The following is a 19006-nucleotide window of genomic DNA, read 5'->3' on the forward strand; positions in this document are numbered from 1 at the left end:
AAGAATTAGATACTAATTATGAATTACAAATCAAACGATATTAATGTCGCTATTAAAAATGGCGATCTGGATAAAATCAAATTAATTCTGGATGAGCAACCGAATTTATTAACTGTCGAATATTTTGGTGTTCTTGAAACACCGCTACATTATTGTGCAAGGTATGGAGATCTTAAAGTTTTTAAATTTTTCGTAAAACAAGGTTTAGATGTAAACATTTCTTTAAAGGGCCATGAGACACCGTTAAATGTCGCTGGTACGGAAAATAATATTGAAATTGCAAGTTGGTTATTGGAGAACGGTGCTTATGTAGATGGCGTAGAGAGCTGTCTTTTATCACCTTTGATGAGCGCAATTACGTTTGGTCATTTTGAAATGGTGAAACTGTTAGTGAGCCATGGAGCTAACGTTAATAGAATGCATATCAGGAATGGAATGCTTCCATTAGATCTTGCAATTTCACTAAAGGATCCAAAAATTGCTGATTATCTAAAATTACATAAAGCAAAAAGTCATTACATCTTGCCGGAGTGGGTTGAGAATGAAATTCCAGGAAGTGGTATTTTAAGTCATGTAACTTTGAGGTTGGGAAAGATATTACCCGTAGATGTTGCTTCCTTCGCTAAGGATAAGCCTGTGGTGCAAAAGTTGGTGCCTGCTAATAATAAAAAGAACAGGGTCTTATTTACTTTTGGTTTGTTTGATTTTCATAAACCGATGATCGAACTGTTCATCGTTTTGGAGGGGTATTGGAATTTTTATGTTCAAACAGCTGAAAATCAATTTCCAATACAGTTGTTGTCGAAAATTACGCAATCGGTGAAAGAAGGAATGAAGATCTCGGAAGGCGATTATATTCTGGCAGAGGACGATCGTTTCAAAGATCTGAGCTGGCCGGAGGGGATCGCCGCATTTTGTGTGGTTGATCTAAAATGGCCAGGAGGAAAAGATGCAGATCAAAATTTGGCCGCTTCTGAAAATGATGAAATTGTAACGCTATATACCCTTTTGCCTGTTCGAAAAACAAAATCAGGTTTTACTAAAGAGCCAATTGAAAAAGCAAGACTAGCTGGTTGGAAAAAATTAACACTTGAACTTGGAAATGAAGATTGAGATTTCTATATATGAAATAGACTTGAACAGCAACAGATGAATAGTCAAACCTATTCTGTGGTAATTTAGGGCTCAGTTATGATTGTGAGTTTAGTGATTGGCAGTTAGTGATTTAACGAGAAACATAGCAGTATGAAATGCCCGAGATAGATGAAATTAAACAACAGCTTTCTTCTTCTAACAAAGCGCCCACCGATAAAATATCGATGGACGCTTTGTTTTTAAAATAAGAAAGCAGCTATGATCATCAATTCGGATATAACACGCTTGTCGCCAGTGCATCTCCGGCAGTAAATCCTGCCCATGGCAATACAAAGGAGTTCATTACTGAATTGGCATCCACTGAAGGGGTTCCAGGAATAAATACACCAGAAGTTTGATTGGTGTGCATAAAACCAATCGTATGACCCAGTTCATGTGTGATGGCAAAAAGTTTCTGACTGGCACTCATGGTATTGTACTTACTGTTGATCTCTATACTTACGCCCGGCTTACCACTTGATGCAGGAAGATAAGCACGCGCAATCCAATTGGCATTCTCATAACCCATAAATACCCGGGTATCGTAGGCCGTAGTTGAAGTAGTTATCGACATTCCAAGCTCTATGGTGGTACCCTGACCAGGCATATTGTTCCAGTTCGCAATGGCACCCTGAACGGCAGTCTTCCATTGAGCGGTTACCGTTGGCTCAATATAGAGTCTGACATTCTTGTGATAAGGGTCGGCAATGATGTAATTGGATCTCCAATGTTCTGTCTGAGGGCTGCCTGAAGCGCCTTCGTTTTTGATCCTCGCTTCAACATCTTCGCGGCTGATGACGATATCTGTTTGAATGATAAATTTACCGTCTTTAACAACGATGTCTTCTGCTTTGTAGCCTTTTTTAATAAAGTAGGCAATAGACGAGGCATTCTCATCTTCTGCTTTTGGCTGTTGTGCAGCGGGCGTTTCTTTTTTACAGGAAGAAATGATGGACGAGAGTAGCAAGATACAACCTAACAGGCCTACCTTGCTGAGGTAGTGTTTTTTGTTCATGGGATGATTTTAGTTAAGAATGATTAATTTGATTATTGTAATTTAAACAAAAAAATCATCATTATTAAGAATTAATCTTAGAAAAATACTTCGTTTAATCCACTAAAACCGGGTATTCCCTTTTTTGAGACAAAAGACACAAATTCTGAGCTGCGTATAGGTAAATTCCTGTCTCCACATGATCCATGCGGAAACAGGAGAGTCTAACCGTTATTTGATTTCGATTTGACGGCTGGCCATTCTGGCCTCTTCTTTCTTGGCGACATTGATTTTAAGCACACCATCGGTATATTCTGCTTCGATATTGCCGTCATCTGCGGAGTCAGGAAGGGCAAAAGACCTGACAAAAGAACTGTAGCTATATTCCCTTCGGTTATACTTTTTATTCGCTTCTGTTTGCTCTGATTTCTTTTCCACGGCGATCGTCAGCATATTTTTGTCCAGATCAATTTTAAAATCCTCTTTTTTTAATCCCGGAGCACCAAGTTCAATGTGGTAATATCCATCGGTTTCGCTGATATTGACTGCAGGAATTCTGGAAGTCATGCGATCAGAAATAAAAGAATCATTAAAAAATGATTCAAAAATGTCATTGAACCCTGGGCTCAATACATCTCCGTTTCTTCTTTCATTAAATTTTACTAAGGTCATTTTTCAATCCTCCATTTAATTGTTAAGACGTTAGTCCATTCTAACTATATAAAAAACAATCCTGGAAAACAGAGGTTTAAAAAAATCAGAAAAAAAAACATTTGTAAAATTCGCGTGTTATTACATTTTATTTTTCGAGGCATCTATGCCCGTTCTCTTTGAAATCATGGTTTTTATCTAATAAATAGAGATATGAATTATAAGACGATTAATAATAAAGGACAAGCAAAGATTTTTAAAAGTCCATTTTTGGAGCGGTTAACCAAGACCAGGCCATTTGTTATTTATACGATGTACATTCCGCTGGTCACCTTCCTGGTTTTTTACGGGTATTTCGAATGGCATTATCCACCGGAAACCATTTTGATTTTAATGCTGACTGCGATGGTTTTCTGGACATTGGTCGAATACCTGACCCACCGTTTCCTGTTTCATTTCGAAGCGAAAACTGAAATAGGTAAACGTTTGGTCTATATTTTTCACGAAAACCACCATGAATATCCAAGGGATAAATCCAGACTATTTATGCCCCCTATACCCAGCATATTGATTGCCATTCTATACCTGTCTTTTTTCGCTCTGATTTCAGTGGTGTTAACCGGAGAACCGGGATATGGAGTGATCTTTTTCTCTGGCTTTATTTTGGGCTATCTGATTTATGTTTCTATGCATTTTGCCATTCATGCTTACGCCCCTCCTAAATATTTAAAAGCACTGTGGAGACACCATCACCTGCATCATTACAAATATCCGGATAAGGCATTTGGTGTCAGCTCTGCCTTTTGGGATGTTTTTTTTCGCACATCCCCATCAAAAGAACAGTTTAACAATGAAAACCCTAAAAAAGAGGAGAAGATATGATGAATTTCTCAAATCAAAACATGTTGATACTGACAGATTTTTCTGATGTCGCTTTAAATGCCGCGATGTATGCCGCTGCCTTAAGTCGCGAGTTGAATGTTCCAAACATTCTTTTATACTATTCTGATTATATTCCTTCAACAATTGATGTTCCATTGCAAAATGCGATCAGACAAGAGCATGAATGGAAAAAGAATGAGGAGCGGTTGAGGGGCATGAAAAGCAAACTGGAATTGTTAACCAATGGCCAAACCAATGTAAATATACGGATTGATGAGCGGCCACTGGATCTTGCTGTAAATGAACTCGGCAAGACAGAATCTATTGGTTTGGTCGTAATGGGTATAAAGGGGAAAAGCAGGCTGGAACAAACCTTAATCGGCAGCAATACGATCAGGATTGCCAGGATCTGTCACATTCCCTTATTGATCGTTCCCGAAGAGGCCATCTTCACAGGGATCTCAAAGGTCGTCTTTGCCGCGGAGCTAAAGAAGGTAGCCGACACGATCCCTGATCAGACGATTAATAACTTTATTCAGGCGATTAAAGCAAAACTATTGGTCTTAAATGTAGATAAATATGAGGAGCATCGGTTTAACCCGGAAACAAAAGCCGAGGAAGCGAGCCTGAGAAGCCGGTTTGGAGAAGAGGCAAGTTACCATTACAGTGAGGAGGGGGATGTGGCGAGGGGCATTACCAGATTTGCGGAAGAACATCAGGTAGACCTGATCATCGCTGTTCCGAAGGAACATGGATTTTTTGAAAGCCTGTTTCACCGGAGCCTGACCAGGAAAATGGCTTATCATACGCACATTCCCTTATTACTGATCAAAACATAAAATCTTAGCGACATGAAAAAGAACACCTTATTGGCCATGATGTTGTTGGCCGCTGTTATTCTGCAATGTTGCCAGCCTGCAGATCGGACCGGGGCTGCGGGAGATACGACAACTGCGGTTGATCATACACGCATCAATTCGCCGGGTTCGGCGGCAATAGGAGATGGCATCCAAACGGCCATGTTTCTGGAGAAGGCTGTACTAATGATAAAATTGGAAACGGAATGGGGAAGGCTGGCCAGGGAAAAGGGGGGAAGTCTTCGGGTACGTAATTTCGGGAAAGGAGCCGAAGAGGAACTCACCACGGTTAAGATGCCATTAAATGCCATCGCAGCTGCAAAGGGTCTTAAATTGCCTGATGTTTTACCGGTCAAAGAACAAGTCCGGCTCCGGGAAATGAACAGAATGGAAAAAGAATACTTTGACAAGCTTTACCTGAAAATGGTACTGGAAGATTACCGGAAAAACATAGAACTCTTTAAAGGAGCAGTCAATAGTCCGGATACAATGGTCAGCAATTTTGCCCGCAGGTTTTTACCAGTACTGGAAAAGCGTGGATTGCAGGCCGTTCATTTCAGTAAGCGGTACAGATAATGTGAATTGTTTGATTTTAACCTATCGGAATATGGAATTTATTGGAATTTTATTTGCATTGCTTTTTGCAACGATTTTAACGGCTTTTTTCAATCTGGCTTTTAGAAATACGGGGCCCTGGAGCGGATTTTGGGTTTTCTTTATCTTACTGTTTTTCATTGCCCTTGGTGCAGGAGAATGGGCAGCACCGAGGGGGCCTTCTGCATGGGGATACTATTGGGTGCCGGGTTTGGTAGCAGCGATTATACTGGCATTGGTTTTGGCTGCAGTAACTCCCCACTCAGCAAGCCGAAAACGGAAAGAAGTTGTTGAAACTCCGGAAGAAAGAGAGGAGAAGGTGGTGATCGGGGCAATGGTCGGCGTCTTTTTCTGGATATTGCTTTCGGTATTGGTGTTGGTGGCAATTGCAGGCGTGGCCATAAAGATCTTGTGATGATGGAGGAGGTGGAAAGTAAAGATAAGATGGTGGCCGTAATTGTCGCTCATCCTGATGATGAAACACTATGGGCCGGAGGAACCCTATTGGAGGAATCTTCCTGGCAGGTTTTTATTGCCAGCTTATGTAGAATGGGAGATCAGGACCGTGCGGAGAAGTTCAGAAAGGCCTTGGCTTTTTTTAATGCGGAGGGAAAAATGAATGATCTGGACGACGGCCCTGAGCAACGGCCATTGTCGGAAAAAATGATCCGGCAAAAGATCTTAAGCATGTTGCCACATAAAACATTTGACCTGATACTTACCCATGCACCCGATGGCGAGTATACCAGACATCGCCGCCATGAGGAAATTGGAAGGGTTGTCATTAAACTTTGGAAGTCCGGGAAATTACGGGCGAATGAACTTTGGACATTCGCCTATGAAGACGGCAACAGAGGCTATTATCCAAGGGCAAAAATTTCGGCAGATTTATACCATGAACTCAGCGCAGCGACCTGGCAGAAAAAGTACAATATCATTACCGGTATCTATGGTTTTGATCCGGAAAGCTGGGAGGCCCGAACAACACCAAAATGCGAAGCTTTCCAGCAATTTACAAGTGCGGAAGAAGCGTTCAGACAACTGACGTCGGATAGAGAAAGGGTTTGGAAATGAAGGTCTTGGTGTTGTTTGATTATCCGTCTTCGCCAGGTGGACTCTCCACTCAGGGAGATTTGTTGTACAGAGGTTTAATGGAAGCAGGAGTAGAAACGCAAGCCGTTCATTTTCGATCTTCGCAGGAAAAGGAATGGTATTACCGATGGTTTAAACCGGATCTCGCGGTCGGGGTTGGCTATTGGGGATACACACCGCAATTGGTTCTTCATCCCGGTCAGTTTGGGATATTACCGTTGCCCTGGCTGGTAGCCGATGGTTACATTGCAAACCATCAGCAGGCCCTGAATGAATTGCCACTGATATTGGTGACCTCCCAATGGGTAAAGGAAATGTATGTTCGTGATGGGATCCGCGCCGAAATTATTGAAGTACTTCCGGTAGGCTGTGATACAGATGCTTTTAATCCCAAAGGTCAACAGGAAGAGAAAGTCCGGGTCCTGAGGGAGTCATTTGGGATCCATCCGGATCAGTTGATGATCCTGACTGCCGGTGGAGATGCCACTTCAAAAGGGGCCCAGGAAGTAATGCATGCGCTCGCCCGGATTGACAATGTGGTGCCCGATTGGAAATATGTGTGTAAGGTCTGGCCACAGCAAAGAACGCAGATCCAGAATATTGCAGATCTGAAACTGGCAAACGAATTGGGGATCAGTAGTAAGGTTTTTTATTCAACAGGGATTAATTCCAGAAATTTTATGCCTTATCTGCTCGCAGCCTGTGATATTTATGCCGCACCGTCTAGGCTGGAAGGCTTTGGAATGATCCAGGTAGAAGCAGGAGCTTGCGAAAAACCGGTCATTGGAATTAATGCAATGGGAATGTTGGATACGTTGATTCATGGGGAGACGGCATTGCTGGCAAATGTTGCTACAAAAATTGTGACGAATGAAGTGGTTATTCCGGATGAATGTGATCTTCAACAAGAATGTAAAGTGATTTTTGATCATCCCAGAACCGTTGATTACCGGGCGAATGTTCAGGACATTTCCAGGTACTTACAGGAACTGATGACTGATGAAAATCTGAGGGTAACCATGGGGAAAGCGGCAAGAAAACATGTCACAGCAAATTTTGATTACCGGGTTGTAGCGAAACGCTTTATAGAAATTGTAAACGAAAAACTAGGGATTTATTGAAATGGATGAGTTAGACTGGCAATTGGTTAGAAGGGCAGAAGAGGCCGCTGTTGAGGTTTTGCGCTACAACTCGATCGGTCCATATGATGGGCTTCCCCGAACGGCAGGATGGGGATATCCGGAGCCGTATACCCGGGATCTGTTGATTTCGGTTTTGGGAATTGTGCTGAGCGGAGACAGATCGCTGCTCGCAAGTGTCCGGAACGTACTGGAATCACTGGCAAAAAACCAAAGTCCTCATGGCCATATTTCTTCGCTGGTTCATGATAAAGAAGACAGGGGCGCAAGTGATACCACACCTTTATTTTTACTGGCGACCGGAATTTTCAGACAATGCTCGGATGAGCCCGGGTTTTTGGAACCTGCAGTTCTGCTGGCATTGACCTGGATGGAATATCAGCGGCCTACAGATGGAGGTCTGATTGCCCAGCAGCCAACGAGTGACTGGAGGGATGAACAGTGGGTGCCGGGATATGGTTTGTTTGTCAACACTTTGATGTATGCGGTGTACCGCATTTTTAATGAGCATAAAAAAGCGGAAGAAATCCTGCGGGAAATGAACAGGTTTAGCATCCGCCAGAAAGTACAGCACCATTATGTTCATGAAGGCCTGGCCTTAAAGCACAAACCCTATTATGCGCTATGGTCTTATAAAGTGTATAGCAGCGAACGTTTTGATCTTTTGGGGAACAGTATGGCGGTTTTATTTGGGATGGCTAAATTGTCAAGAGGAAGGAAGATGATGAGGTGGCTGGAAGGGGAATGTGCGGCAATGAGGAGAGCTGGATTGCTTGGTCCTGAACTTGCTCCGAACTTCTTTCCTTTTATTAAACCTGACGATCCGGATTGGCTTCCCCGTTATGAGCATTTTAACCTTCCGGGAACCTACCATAACGGAGGGATCTGGCCTTTTGTCTGCGGATTTCATATTGCAGCCCTGGTGGCGGTAGGTGCCTTTCGGTTAGCGGAAGCACAACTGATGGAACTGACCCGGATGATTAAAAGATCTGCTGATAAAACGAAAAACCTGGAATTCGGTTTCAATGAATGGTTATTGGCTAAAGATGGGCAACCTGCCGGACAGGATTGGCAAAGCTGGAGCGCAGCGATGTACCTCTATGCAGCGCGATGTGTGAAAGATAAAAAAACACCTTTTTTCGGGGAAATGAGAAAGTTCAAGGGATAACCAATAAATACCTGATTTGTGATAGGGCTTTGTGAATTTGTTAAAATTCATTAGCTTAGTATAAGAAGTTCAGTGTTTTACGTCTAAATCCAGATCGTATGTCTGAAATTAAAGAAAGGTTAAAAAATGAAAATGCGGAGATCAACAAAAGTTTGTTTGAGCAGGCCGCAGAACTCAAAAAGAAATCTGCTGAAATCAATGAAAAGCTGAAGGCAACCATAAAAGAGTGTGACAAGATTTTGCATCCGGAAAGATCAGAGAACCAAAGTAGCCCTAAAAAATAATAAGCAGGACCGGAAATCAAAAAATCAATTTTAACGGACTTTTTTAAAAGTAAATATTTTCAGGTTCCCGCCCATATAATTCCCCACCCAGGCTTCCAGTTGTTTGTCATTTTCATGAATCGCCAGTCCGACGGGTTTACCTGTACACCTGAGGGTATAGATCTTTTGGAAATGATCAGGATTGATCTTAAACACCTCGAGGGTGTTCCCTTTATAGCAGGTGACAAAAAGAAACTGCTGATTTTCGGAAAGTGCAATTGTTCTGGGTTGTAACCCGGTTTTTGCCTTAAACAGGACTTTTCCTGTTTTTGCATTTATACAGGCGATTTGAGACCCCGCATTGAAAGAGACAAATAAGCGGTCGGAAGTAGCCGTTAAAATATGCCTCGGGTTTAAAGGCACGACAAATGTTCTTTCCACTTTCCAGCTGCGGTTATGAATGACCATGATTTTATTGCTCCCCATGATCGCAACGTAGGATCTGTCACTTTTACTGTCGGTTGCAATCCCTCTGGGGGTGGCGGGCATTTTTAAACTGGCTATCTTTCTTCCATAGGGAGCAAGCGTATCATTCAATTTTAATATTGCAATGGTTTTAGCACTCCAGTTACTCACCAGCAGGTGACTTCGGTCTGCAGTTGCTGCAATCACTTTTGGCGTTTTTCCGGTTTTAATCAGCGGAAGTCCGATGGTGTCCCTGCGTTGTTTTTCCAGGTCAATTACCACGGCTTTTGTGTAAGCGATCTTCAGGTTGTCTTTGTTTAAAGCCAGTGTATCGGGAAAGATGGGAATGATGCCTCCGGCATTGTGTAAAGAAACCCATAAAGTCTTATTGAGGAAGCAGGCTTCAACGGGTTTTTCGGCAAAAGAAGCAATGGAATGACCTGTCGCGTAATCCAGTCCACTGGTCTTGGTTCGTTGAAACAAAATCTCCCTGCTGATCTTTTTTTCTGATTGACTAAATTCATAAATGCTGCCACCTTCCAGGTTAAGTGCGTATAATTTTGTTCCTTCGGGATTGAACAATACTGATTTCACGCCTGATGAAGAAGGTAGGGTTCTTGTTTCTTCAAAAACTAATTCTGAATACGTTTTTTCTACCCTGATGGTGTCTGATGACGGTTGGAAACCAAGTCCGGTCATCCATAAAATTCCGCTGAGATACAAAAGGTTTTTCAAAGCATCTTATTCTTTTTCATGACATTATGATCCAGCTGATCTCGCCCTGTGTAAGCTGTTTGGTTATTACCGCCTTCAGAAGCGGAATTTTGCAACCTGTTGCAGTGCCGGAAGAAGCCGGTGTTATAAAACACTTGTCTGAAGAATTGGTTTAGCAAAATTCCATTTGTCAGAAACTCTTTATTTGCGCGGCTTGTTTATATAAAGACCAATAGGGATGGAGGAGATATTATGGAAACATTTTCTGTGAAATTTAAGGCAGGAAGTCTGGACCTGGCTGCAATTGTTACCGCTTTTGATCACCACCAGCAGTTTAAAGTAGAAATGATTACCAGAGAACCTGAGCCCATCAGGCTGAAACGTTCCGTTAAGGGACAGTGGACGGTCGTCCAGCGGGGTTCACGCAACCTTTCTGACCTTGATTTTGAATCGCTGGAGCAGGCAATAGATGCCCGGATGGATGAGGTGTATGGCGTGAAAACGATGTTGATACTCACTGATTTTTCTGAAACTTCTTTGAATGCGGCAGACTATGCGGCGAGATTGACCCATCAGCTGCAAACCACCAAAATGATTTTATACCATTCCTATGCGTCCTTAATGACGCCTCCCAATTTATCCGGAATGGTTAGTTCCGGATTTATTGATTCTCCAGAGGGAGGGCCGGAAAAAATGGTGGAGCTAAAGAATGCATTGTTGAATGTAGTTGCCGGGCGGACGGAGATAGAGATGAGGAGCGATGGAAGGTCATTGGTCACTGCTGTAAATACACTTGTTCAGCAACAGGATATTGGCCTGGTCATTACAGGCACCACGGGGGAAAACCGGCTTGAAAAAGTCCTGATCGGAAGTAATGCCATTCGTTTAGTGGAAGAAAGCATCGCTCCGGTTTTAATTGTACCTCCGGCGACTAATTTTAAAACCATAAAAAAGGTGGTTTTTGCCTGCGACCTTCAGCAAGTTTCCAAAACTACCCCGCTGCTGGCCATCAAAACTTTTGTCCATACAATAAAGGCGAAGTTATTGGTGTTAAATGTAGCTCCTAACGGAGGGGATCTCGATCCCGGGTTGATGGAAGAGTTGGTTGACCTGCCCGGATTGTGGGATCAGCAAAAACCGGAATACCATGCTACCAGGCAGGAGGACATCGCCAGCGGAATTATGGAGTTTGCAACGCAGCAGGAGGTCGACCTGGTCATTACTGTTCCAAAGGTTTATGGCTTCTTCGAAAGCATTTTTCACCGGAGCCTGACTAAGAAACTGGCATATCACAGTCGGCTTCCATTGTTGTTGTTCCGGGAAGACATTTAAGAAAGCTTATAAATGTAAACCTCGTTTCCAGCTAATTGAACGGGTTTTTATGTTACTGGTACAGTCTTTGTAATAGGTGTGTTACATTTTACATTTAAAAACTACACTATGAAAAAGACAATTCAAATTTTCAGTATGCTGATGATCGCGATGACGATCATGGTATCCTGTAAGAAAGACACAGATCCGGCGACGAAAGACTTTTTTGTAGGTACCTACAAAGGTGATGTCTCTTATAAGAAAGGCGAGACAAACATTGTCAGTTCAGATGGAAAAATTACGGTGAGTAAAGTAGGAGAGACTTACAACTTCTATTTTGGAAGTAACATTCCGGACATCACAGGGGTGAAATTCGAAAAAAAGGGCGATAACTCTTATACGAGTATTGGCTCTGGTCTTACCGGAATCACGATTGATGCCAGCACGTTAAAAATGTTGGTCATTAGAGACGGTGCCACCTGGACCGCTGATTGCAAAAGGTAATTCTGTTTAATTATCATAATAATAAAAGGGCTTGTCGATCGACAAGCCCTTTTTTATATATTCTTTATGCGGGTATTAATGTGGCCCGGAAATGTGCAGGTGATAATTGATTCGTTTCAGGAGTTTCTCCAGGTCGAATGGTTTGGGAATAAATTCTTCTGCCGGACAGCCGATGTTATATTTATCGGTAATATGAGCGGACATCATAATGACCGGAAGCAAGGAGGTTTGGGGATCAGATTTAACCTGGTTGCAAACTGCGATCCCATCTCCGTCAGGTAGCATGACATCTAAAAGAAATAAATCCGGAACGGATGATTTTATTGCTTTCTTGAATTCCTTTACCGTTCCAAATACAGATACATTAAATCCTTCTTCTCTTAAATAATAATCAAGTATAAAGCTAATGTCAACATCGTCTTCAACAATATAAATTTTGTTTTTCATAATCTTCCAATTCCCTTTAATTACAGGGTTATAACGGTAAAATAATAGAGATTGTTTTGTTGAACCGGAATTCACGCAGAAAAAATCATCATTTGTCATAGGGCAATAGCAACCGAAGACTTATCCGAATGGCAGGTGGATACTATACACCAGCTTTATGCTGCTATCACCTTCTTTATAGATTGCTTCGGCCGATTTTTCTGTGGCAGAATAGCGTTTGTGTAATTCCACTTTGAACCATTCAGCCGCTTTTTTGCCGACTGTAATCCTGATGATTTCATCAATAGGCAGGATTTCCTGTTTAGCAGATAGCTTTTCAATGCCACCAATAACAGACCAATTGATGGTATGGAGTACATCTCCTTTAGCAAATAGCTGAACCATGTATTTATGCTTCCAGTTGGCCCAATAATAATCCATTTGCCTGACTTGTTTACCGCGCTTATAGGTCAGCTTCGGGTTAAAGGTATGGCTCTCTTTGAGGAAGTCTTTCAAGCCTGTTTTTAGTCCGGCAGAAGGAACCGGCTTTTGTATATGCTCCATTACATGCGGAGTAACATCAGCAGGCCATTCTTTTGGGTTGAAAGATTGAACGTTTAGTGCTAAAGTGGCATAAATTACGCTGATCAGTTTCAGGTTAAGAACCATGTCTTTTTTTTAATGATAAAATAGAACGTTTTACTAAATTTAAATAAAAAAACGGATACTTTTTATTTTAGCTTTAAGTGATGGAAAATACAAAAAGCAATAAGCATACGGCAAGTATCACGGAGTATATTGCCGGTTTTTCGACAGAGGTTCAGGAAATGTTGGAACAGATCAGGAATACCATCAAAGAAGTGGTTCCGGATGCGGAAGAAACGATCAGTTATGCAATTCCGGCATTCCGTCTTAACAAAAGGAGCCTGGTGTATTTTGCGGCTTTTAAAAAACACATTGGATTGTATCCTGCCCCAACTACGGTGGAAGAATTTAAAGCCGACTTTGAGCCGTATAAAACAAGCAAAGGAACGGTTCAGTTCCCTTTGAACCGCCCGATCCCTTTGGAATTGATCCGAAAGATGGTAAGGTATCTTGTGCAGATGAACCTCGAAAAAGCAGGGAATAAATCAACATCCTGATCGGAAAATAAGCTCCTAGAGAAAGAGTTAACGCAGTTGCTGAAATAAAGCGGACACGCGTTTTCTCTAACTCAGTCCGGTTCCGGAGCGATATTTTCCATTTCCACGGAAAACAGAACGCTTGTAATTTTCCACTGTCCATTTGCTCTGATTAAAGCCCAGCTTTCCTTGCCCCAGTTTTGTTTCTTTTTATTGCTCCAATAGCTATAATCAAAGGTGATGGCAGCAATGCGCTCATCACCCTCGATTTTTACATTATAAAACTTTTCCTCTTCTTCTCCCGGTTCTGAAACAATTCCTCTGATAAAACCTGCAGGACTGTCTTTGAAGAAATTGTTCTTCAGGTTTTTATTTTTACTCAGGAAATGTTGATGGCTTTTCTCTTTATCTACACCTATCCAAACCACAGGAGCTTCATGAAATAACCGGTAAAATTTAACACTGTCTTTTTCTATAATGCTGCTTCTGAAATCTTCTACTATCTTTTCCAGCTCTTTTCGGCTTTGAGGATCAATTTGTTGCGCCGAAATTGTTGTGCTCCAACCAATGGCAATAAGGGAAATACAAAGAAATGTTTTCATGGGCTGTTTTTTTGATATCCATAAAGATAACTGAGCCGAAACATCAAAAATGAAAACAACGACGGAAAGGGCAGGTGAGTCGATATACAGCAGTTTATCGCAGACCAGCGTTAGTAAGGACCTCCGCACTTCAGGATTTGTTCTCCCCGATTTTATTTATCGCGCTGATCATGTTGCTCAGCACGGGCTGAGAATACCTCAGCACAGGGCAAAGAAAAAAGTCGGCTTCAGAAGAAAGAACCTCTTGTTAAACCGAATTAATGCGATGAACATGGTCAATCACACTTGTACAGAACTTGTTTTATCCTTTAAATTTTGAAGCCATCTTTGCCGGTGCCTGCAAGGTCTTTATCCATACGGGCTTAAAAGTCTGGAAGGTTTTAATAAATGGAAGCAGTGAAGGAATATCTTAAAATCAATGCCAGTAATGGAATCAAAGCCTGTTAAGGAGCTATACAGAACATTTTAAGGCTTTGACTTGTTGATATACCAGTCAAAATCCTAAAAATATATCTTATGAACAGCATTAACGAGAATCAGCCGGAAGAGAATCAGGAAAACCTGACTGGAAAATACGCTATAGAAAAAGTTAAAGAATTGATCAGTCAATCAGACGTTTGCTTTTTCTGCACAGCGCCTGCTACCGGCCCGTCAGAAGGAGTAAGGCCGATGAGCGTTCAGCAGGTGGATGAAGCAGGAAATCTATGGATCGTGAGTGCCAGCGATAGCCATACCAACCAGGAAATTGCGCTTGATCCCCAGGTGAAGCTTTATTTTCAAGGGTCTAAACATTCGGATTTTCTATACCTCAGCGGAACAGCAACACTTTCCGGCGACAAGTCAAAAATTAAAGAACTGTGGAGTCCGGTAATGAAAACCTGGTTCACTGAAGGTGAAGATGATCCGAGGATTTCTTTGATCAAAGTTCAGCCCGCCGAGGGATACTATTGGGACAATAAACACGGCAATCTTCTTGCCGGTGTAAAGATGCTCTTGGGTATGGTAACGGGCCAAACATTGGATGATTCCATAGAAGGTAAGTTGAAATTGTAGCATAACCCTCCCGGAATGGGAGGAAGACAGCCTCGGTTAGAGTTTAGGAACAGTAATCGAAGACGTCCAGTTCCATTCCGGAGGTTCAATACCCAATAAATGTTTCACAAAGAAATCCCTGCGTTTATGTTCTCCATAATCTCCGCCAAGAGCGTGCCCCATTCCGGGAACCATTAGAAAATCAAAATTTTTATTTGCTTTAATGAGTTTATTGATCACCTGCATGGTGGAAGAGGGGTCGACATTGTCGTCCATTTCGCCGAGGATCAACAGTAGCTTTCCCTGAAGCAGTGCTGCGTGTTCTACATTCGAGGATGCTGCATATTGGGGGCCAATCGGATAACCCATCCATTGCTCATTCCACCACATTTTGTCTATCCTGTTGTCGTGGCAGCCGGAAGAGGAAACCGCTACCTTATAAAAATCAGGATGATACAGGAGGGCAGCTAAAGAACTTTGTCCTCCGGCCGAACTGCCATAAATTCCTACTTTATCCAGGTTCATATAAGGATACTTTTTGCCGGCAGCTTTAATAAATGCAATGCGGTCCGGCAGACCGGCATCTTTTAGATTTTTCCAGCAGACATCATGGAAAGCTTTAGAGCGGTTTGAGGTGCCCATCCCATCGCATTGCACGACGATAAAGCCCAGCTCCGCCAGTTCATGTAAACCAAGGGGACTGTCAGCAATGAAATTTTTCGGGACAAAAGAATCATGAGGTCCGGCATAAATGTATTCTATGACCGGATATTTTTTCGTCGGATCGAAGTTGCGGGGGCGGATGATCTTTCCCCAGATGTCGGTCTCGCCGTCGCGGCCTTTGGCACTGAAAACTTCGGGTAGTTTCCAGCCCGTATTCAATAAAGGAGTAATGTCAGCTTTTTCCAGTTCCTGAAGTACTTTTCCCGTTTTTCCATCTCTCAGGACAGTAATTGCAGGCTGGTCAGCTCTCGAATAAACATCTATAAAATTCGAATAATTTTCGTTGAACGTAGCGGCATGATTTCCATTCTCCCAGGTCAGCTTTTGTAATCCTGTTCCATCCAGGTTGACCTTATAATATTGTATAAAATAAGGATCCTGGCCTGTTTCCATTCCACTGCCTTCGAAAATGATGCTGCGTTCTTTTTCATTGACATTGATGACCCTTCTGACCACCCATTCGCCTTTTGTAATCTGATTTTTCAGTTTGCCATTGGCATGGAAGAGGTAAAGGTGATTCCATCCATCTACTTCAGATGCCCAGATGATTTCTTTGCCATCGTTGAGGTCAAAGCGGTATTTCTTACGACTGTAATTGACAAAAGTGTTACTTACTTCCCGAATCACTTCCCTGGTATTTCCGGTCAGGCCGACTTCCATTACGGAGTATAGCTGATGCCCTCTTTTGTTGTATTCGTAACTGAAAGCACGGCTATCCTTACGCCAAACAGGTTCGGTGAGGTGGTATTGATCAGGAATGAGGGAATTGTCTACCGGAACCTGTTGTTTCCCTTCAACGAGAAATAAGGATGGTGTATATTGATTCACGCTATCTCCGGGTTTTGGATATTCCCTGCTGTGAAGCCTGGGCTGGAGCTGAGTTGTTGGTGAAGATTCTATGAGGTAAGTTAAACGGTGTTTTGGGCCTTTTACCTTATAAGCGGCGATTTTTTTTGAATCAGGCGACCAGAAGAGGTGTGGGGAATAATGATGGGCACTGGAACCATCGCTGCTCATTTGATAAGCCCTGGCCGAATCCGCTGCGGAACTGATATACACATTGAAATCTTTAATATATCCAATCCATTTCCCATCAGGAGAGATCGTTTTTCCCTGGGGAGTATTATTTGCCGGAGGAGCAGGAACTTTGCTAAGGGTATAAGCGTTCAGATCACAATTTAAGGACTCTTTTTTATAGTTAAACCTGAGCACTTTGCCATCGCTGCTCATCACCGGTAATAAAATGGGCAATTCATTGGCATCGATTTTCTCTTTGGACCAGTCGGACAGGGCCTTTGCAAATTTCTCCCGGTCTAATGCGGGAGATTTACGATAGCCTTTGGGGTGGAGGACTATAAATTCAAGTCCCTGGGCAGTTCTCCTGGTATAAAAATATTTTTTCGCAATAGACAGCCACTGCACACTGGCCGCGACGTTGTATACTTTCTTTTGCATCAGGCCATTTAATGCCTCTGCATTTTGGTAATCGCCTAATTTTCCCTGCGCGCTGACCAGGGTAATCTGAATGAGGATAAAAAGTGCAACTAATAACGGATACTTTGATCTCATAAGAATAATATTGAATTTAATAACGTATAACTAAAAATATAGTTTTATGTTATAATTTACAAATTATCTTATAAAATAAAATTTAGGGAGGGGAGGAAATAGGGTATCGGGCAATAAAAACCCGATACCCTATTGTTTCTTATTTGATTTTTACTTCTTTTACTTCGATCAGCTCAGGACCATTTTCTACCGGATAACCTGGTACTTTTGTCCCTTTAAGGACTACTTCTTTATCTTCAAAAGTATCCAGATTCACAGCTGTGCTTTTCAGTGCATAGGTTTTATCGCCCGACTGAATAGTATGGCTGCCATATTGGTAAGTGGTCATTCCTGGTTTTTGGATTTTTCCGCTGAGTTCAATCATGCTTTTATCTCCTGAAGGTTTTGTGGTGCTGCAGCTGGCAAAAGTAAAGCCAACGGCAAGAAGGATTAATAGTTTTTTCATTGGTATATATTTTTCTTTAAGGTGATGAAGCGATCATAAGTGATGGTTTCATATCCTATAGAACGTTAAAACTTAAAGTTATGCAACACTTGCCGATAAATAAGTTTTTTAGCGGGGTTTCTTTTTACCCTTTTTCCCGAATTTTCTGTTGTACCAGATGATGAATCCGGTAACCGGCAGACTGGCTCCAATGAGGCTAACAATAAAAGCAATGATCTTTCCGGGAAGTCCCAAGACCTGGCCCAGGTGGATGTCGTAGTTGAGCCGCCTTAGTTTAGTTCCAAAAGGGGCCTCTTTAAAGCTTGCCGCATAATAGGCTTCTTTTGTAATCTCTTTGCCGGTATGCCTGTCGAAATATACTGCTTGATCGGCATAGGTTTTTCCCAGGCTCGCAATCACATTAATCTCTATACTTGAACTGTGGTTTGTGGTGTCTGGCGTCCGGTAAGTATAGCCTTCTGCGTTCGGAAAACGTGTCATCGTCAGGTCCAGGCTCTGGTCCATTGCCTGTTCAAAGCGCAGCGTGGAATTTACTTTGGTCGTGTCAGACAGGGTTGCTTTCCAGGCTGGGAGTGAAGCCCCGCCGGAAGTGCTCCAGTACAATCCTTTACTGAACCATTTAAGTCCGTAGATCATGCCTGTTAAGGAAAGAATCAGCAATAAGATCAGGGAATAAAAACCCAATACATTGTGAAGGTCTATATTGACCCTTTTCCATTTGGCGCTCCATTTGATTTTAAAGCTTTTGTCTCTGGTAGACTTGTTCCATTTCTTGGGGTACCACCAGATGAGGCCCGTTAGGAGCAGGAAGACAAACACCAGGGTTCCGTAATTGACAACAAGCCTTCCGGTTTCCCAGGGCAGCCATAAGGTCCGGTGCCCCTCTTCAATAAAATAGAAAAACTTTGTCGTGTTATTGAGCATGATCCGTTGCTCCAGGACTTTCCCGCTATAGGGGTCAAGAAATAGAAACATTGGATTATCGTCCCATTTTTTCGCAATGACAGTAATCGCTCTGCCTTTCTTATACGTCACCATCGTAACCGGTTCTCCCGGGAAATGTTCCGCTACAATGGTGCTGATTCTGGAAGGAGGAATGACAGGTTTTGCCTGATGGCTCACTTGTACAGGAGGGTAGATGAGGTCCTGAATCTCTTCATTAAACGCAAAAAGGCATGCGGTCAGGCATACGATAAACATGATCACTCCGGAAATCAGGCCCATCCAGAGGTGCAGCCAGTTGTTGATTTTTCTAAACATGAAAGGTAACAGCAATAAAAAAGGTCGAAGCAGGTTTTCCTGCTTCGACCTTGTAAAAAA

Annotated in this window: 23 protein-coding genes; 14 read left to right on the plus strand and 9 right to left on the minus strand. The window is 42.4% G+C overall.

Features of this window, described 5'->3' with window-relative positions; translation table 11 throughout:
* Positions 1–18: 18 nt before the first annotated feature.
* Entirely contained in the window at positions 19–1113 is a 1095-nt protein-coding gene (locus AAFF35_RS10270; RefSeq protein ID WP_342332366.1) for an ankyrin repeat domain-containing protein, read from the plus strand.
* A gap of 247 nt (positions 1114–1360) precedes the next feature.
* On the opposite strand, the gene AAFF35_RS10275 is transcribed toward AAFF35_RS10270, so the two are convergent.
* Positions 1361–2149: a M57 family metalloprotease gene (locus AAFF35_RS10275; RefSeq protein ID WP_342332367.1), complete on the minus strand. Its 789-nt coding sequence runs from the start codon at positions 2147–2149 to the stop codon at positions 1361–1363.
* 210 nt (positions 2150–2359) lie between these two features.
* The gene (locus AAFF35_RS10280; protein WP_342332368.1) at positions 2360–2800 is read right to left on the minus strand and encodes an Hsp20/alpha crystallin family protein; all 441 of its coding nucleotides are present in this window, start codon (positions 2798–2800) and stop codon (positions 2360–2362) included.
* A gap of 192 nt (positions 2801–2992) precedes the next feature.
* Between AAFF35_RS10280 and AAFF35_RS10285 the strand changes: the two genes are divergently transcribed.
* The 8 genes from AAFF35_RS10285 to AAFF35_RS10320 all read left to right on the plus strand — a co-directional run bounded on the left by AAFF35_RS10285 (position 2993) and on the right by AAFF35_RS10320 (position 8795).
* Positions 2993–3661: a sterol desaturase family protein gene (locus tag AAFF35_RS10285; protein WP_342332369.1), complete on the plus strand. Its 669-nt coding sequence runs from the start codon at positions 2993–2995 to the stop codon at positions 3659–3661.
* The gene (locus AAFF35_RS10290; protein WP_342332370.1) at positions 3658–4500 is read left to right on the plus strand and encodes a universal stress protein; all 843 of its coding nucleotides are present in this window, start codon (positions 3658–3660) and stop codon (positions 4498–4500) included. Before AAFF35_RS10285 ends, AAFF35_RS10290 begins: the two co-directional genes overlap by 4 nt.
* A 12-nt stretch (positions 4501–4512) precedes the next feature.
* Entirely contained in the window at positions 4513–5094 is a 582-nt protein-coding gene (locus AAFF35_RS10295) for a DUF4142 domain-containing protein (RefSeq protein ID WP_342332371.1), read from the plus strand.
* Between the two features lie 31 nt (positions 5095–5125).
* Positions 5126–5527: a hypothetical protein gene (locus AAFF35_RS10300; protein ID WP_342332372.1), complete on the plus strand. Its 402-nt coding sequence runs from the start codon at positions 5126–5128 to the stop codon at positions 5525–5527.
* Entirely contained in the window at positions 5527–6186 is a 660-nt protein-coding gene (locus AAFF35_RS10305) for a PIG-L family deacetylase (RefSeq protein ID WP_342332373.1), read from the plus strand. Before AAFF35_RS10300 ends, AAFF35_RS10305 begins: the two co-directional genes overlap by 1 nt.
* Positions 6183–7325, plus strand: a complete 1143-nt coding sequence (locus tag AAFF35_RS10310) for a glycosyltransferase family 4 protein (RefSeq protein WP_342332374.1) — start codon at positions 6183–6185, stop codon at positions 7323–7325. Before AAFF35_RS10305 ends, AAFF35_RS10310 begins: the two co-directional genes overlap by 4 nt.
* A 1-nt stretch (position 7326) precedes the next feature.
* Entirely contained in the window at positions 7327–8511 is a 1185-nt protein-coding gene (locus AAFF35_RS10315; protein WP_342332375.1) for an amylo-alpha-1,6-glucosidase, read from the plus strand.
* A gap of 98 nt (positions 8512–8609) precedes the next feature.
* On the plus strand, positions 8610–8795 hold the full coding sequence (locus AAFF35_RS10320) for a hypothetical protein (protein WP_342332377.1): 186 nt from the start codon (positions 8610–8612) through the stop codon (positions 8793–8795).
* Positions 8796–8825: 30 nt separating this feature from the next.
* On the opposite strand, the gene AAFF35_RS10325 is transcribed toward AAFF35_RS10320, so the two are convergent.
* Positions 8826–9974, minus strand: coding sequence for a YncE family protein (locus AAFF35_RS10325; RefSeq protein WP_342332378.1), 1149 nt, complete (start codon positions 9972–9974; stop codon positions 8826–8828).
* 231 nt (positions 9975–10205) lie between these two features.
* Here AAFF35_RS10325 and AAFF35_RS10330 point away from each other — a divergent pair, with 231 nt between their 5' ends.
* Together AAFF35_RS10330 and AAFF35_RS10335 are read left to right on the plus strand one after the other, a co-directional pair.
* Entirely contained in the window at positions 10206–11285 is a 1080-nt protein-coding gene (locus AAFF35_RS10330; protein WP_342332379.1) for a universal stress protein, read from the plus strand.
* A gap of 108 nt (positions 11286–11393) precedes the next feature.
* Positions 11394–11768 carry a hypothetical protein gene (locus AAFF35_RS10335; RefSeq protein ID WP_342332380.1) on the plus strand — a complete coding sequence of 125 codons (375 nt, stop codon included), beginning with the start codon at positions 11394–11396 and terminating at the stop codon, positions 11766–11768.
* 75 nt (positions 11769–11843) lie between these two features.
* On the opposite strand, the gene AAFF35_RS10340 is transcribed toward AAFF35_RS10335, so the two are convergent.
* Together AAFF35_RS10340 and AAFF35_RS10345 are read right to left on the minus strand one after the other, a co-directional pair.
* Entirely contained in the window at positions 11844–12215 is a 372-nt protein-coding gene (locus AAFF35_RS10340) for a response regulator transcription factor (protein ID WP_342332381.1), read from the minus strand.
* 120 nt (positions 12216–12335) lie between these two features.
* Positions 12336–12863, minus strand: coding sequence for a hypothetical protein (locus tag AAFF35_RS10345; protein WP_342332382.1), 528 nt, complete (start codon positions 12861–12863; stop codon positions 12336–12338).
* Positions 12864–12943: 80 nt separating this feature from the next.
* Between AAFF35_RS10345 and AAFF35_RS10350 the strand changes: the two genes are divergently transcribed.
* Positions 12944–13336 (plus strand): DUF1801 domain-containing protein, encoded by a 393-nt coding sequence (locus AAFF35_RS10350; protein ID WP_342332383.1) that lies wholly within the window; start codon positions 12944–12946, stop codon positions 13334–13336.
* A gap of 71 nt (positions 13337–13407) precedes the next feature.
* Here the strand turns inward: AAFF35_RS10350 and AAFF35_RS10355 are convergent, their stop codons facing one another.
* Positions 13408–13917, minus strand: a complete 510-nt coding sequence (locus tag AAFF35_RS10355; RefSeq protein ID WP_342332384.1) for a hypothetical protein — start codon at positions 13915–13917, stop codon at positions 13408–13410.
* A gap of 49 nt (positions 13918–13966) precedes the next feature.
* Here AAFF35_RS10355 and AAFF35_RS10360 point away from each other — a divergent pair, with 49 nt between their 5' ends.
* Complete coding sequence (locus AAFF35_RS10360) at positions 13967–14236, plus strand: hypothetical protein (RefSeq protein ID WP_342332385.1); 270 nt, start codon at positions 13967–13969, stop codon at positions 14234–14236.
* Between the two features lie 197 nt (positions 14237–14433).
* Positions 14434–14970: a pyridoxamine 5'-phosphate oxidase family protein gene (locus tag AAFF35_RS10365; RefSeq protein ID WP_342332386.1), complete on the plus strand. Its 537-nt coding sequence runs from the start codon at positions 14434–14436 to the stop codon at positions 14968–14970.
* A 36-nt stretch (positions 14971–15006) separates the two neighbouring features.
* On the opposite strand, the gene AAFF35_RS10370 is transcribed toward AAFF35_RS10365, so the two are convergent.
* From AAFF35_RS10370 to AAFF35_RS10380, 3 genes are all read right to left on the minus strand, one after another.
* Positions 15007–17241: a DPP IV N-terminal domain-containing protein gene (locus tag AAFF35_RS10370; protein WP_342332387.1), complete on the minus strand. Its 2235-nt coding sequence runs from the start codon at positions 17239–17241 to the stop codon at positions 15007–15009.
* A 139-nt stretch (positions 17242–17380) separates the two neighbouring features.
* Complete coding sequence (locus AAFF35_RS10375; RefSeq protein WP_342332388.1) at positions 17381–17686, minus strand: hypothetical protein; 306 nt, start codon at positions 17684–17686, stop codon at positions 17381–17383.
* A gap of 108 nt (positions 17687–17794) precedes the next feature.
* Positions 17795–18946 carry a PepSY-associated TM helix domain-containing protein gene (locus AAFF35_RS10380; protein ID WP_342332389.1) on the minus strand — a complete coding sequence of 384 codons (1152 nt, stop codon included), beginning with the start codon at positions 18944–18946 and terminating at the stop codon, positions 17795–17797.
* Positions 18947–19006 lie beyond the last annotated feature (60 nt).

Origin of the sequence: Pedobacter sp. FW305-3-2-15-E-R2A2, from assembly GCF_038446955.1 — a bacterium.
Taxonomy (GTDB): Bacteria; Bacteroidota; Bacteroidia; order Sphingobacteriales; family Sphingobacteriaceae; genus Pedobacter.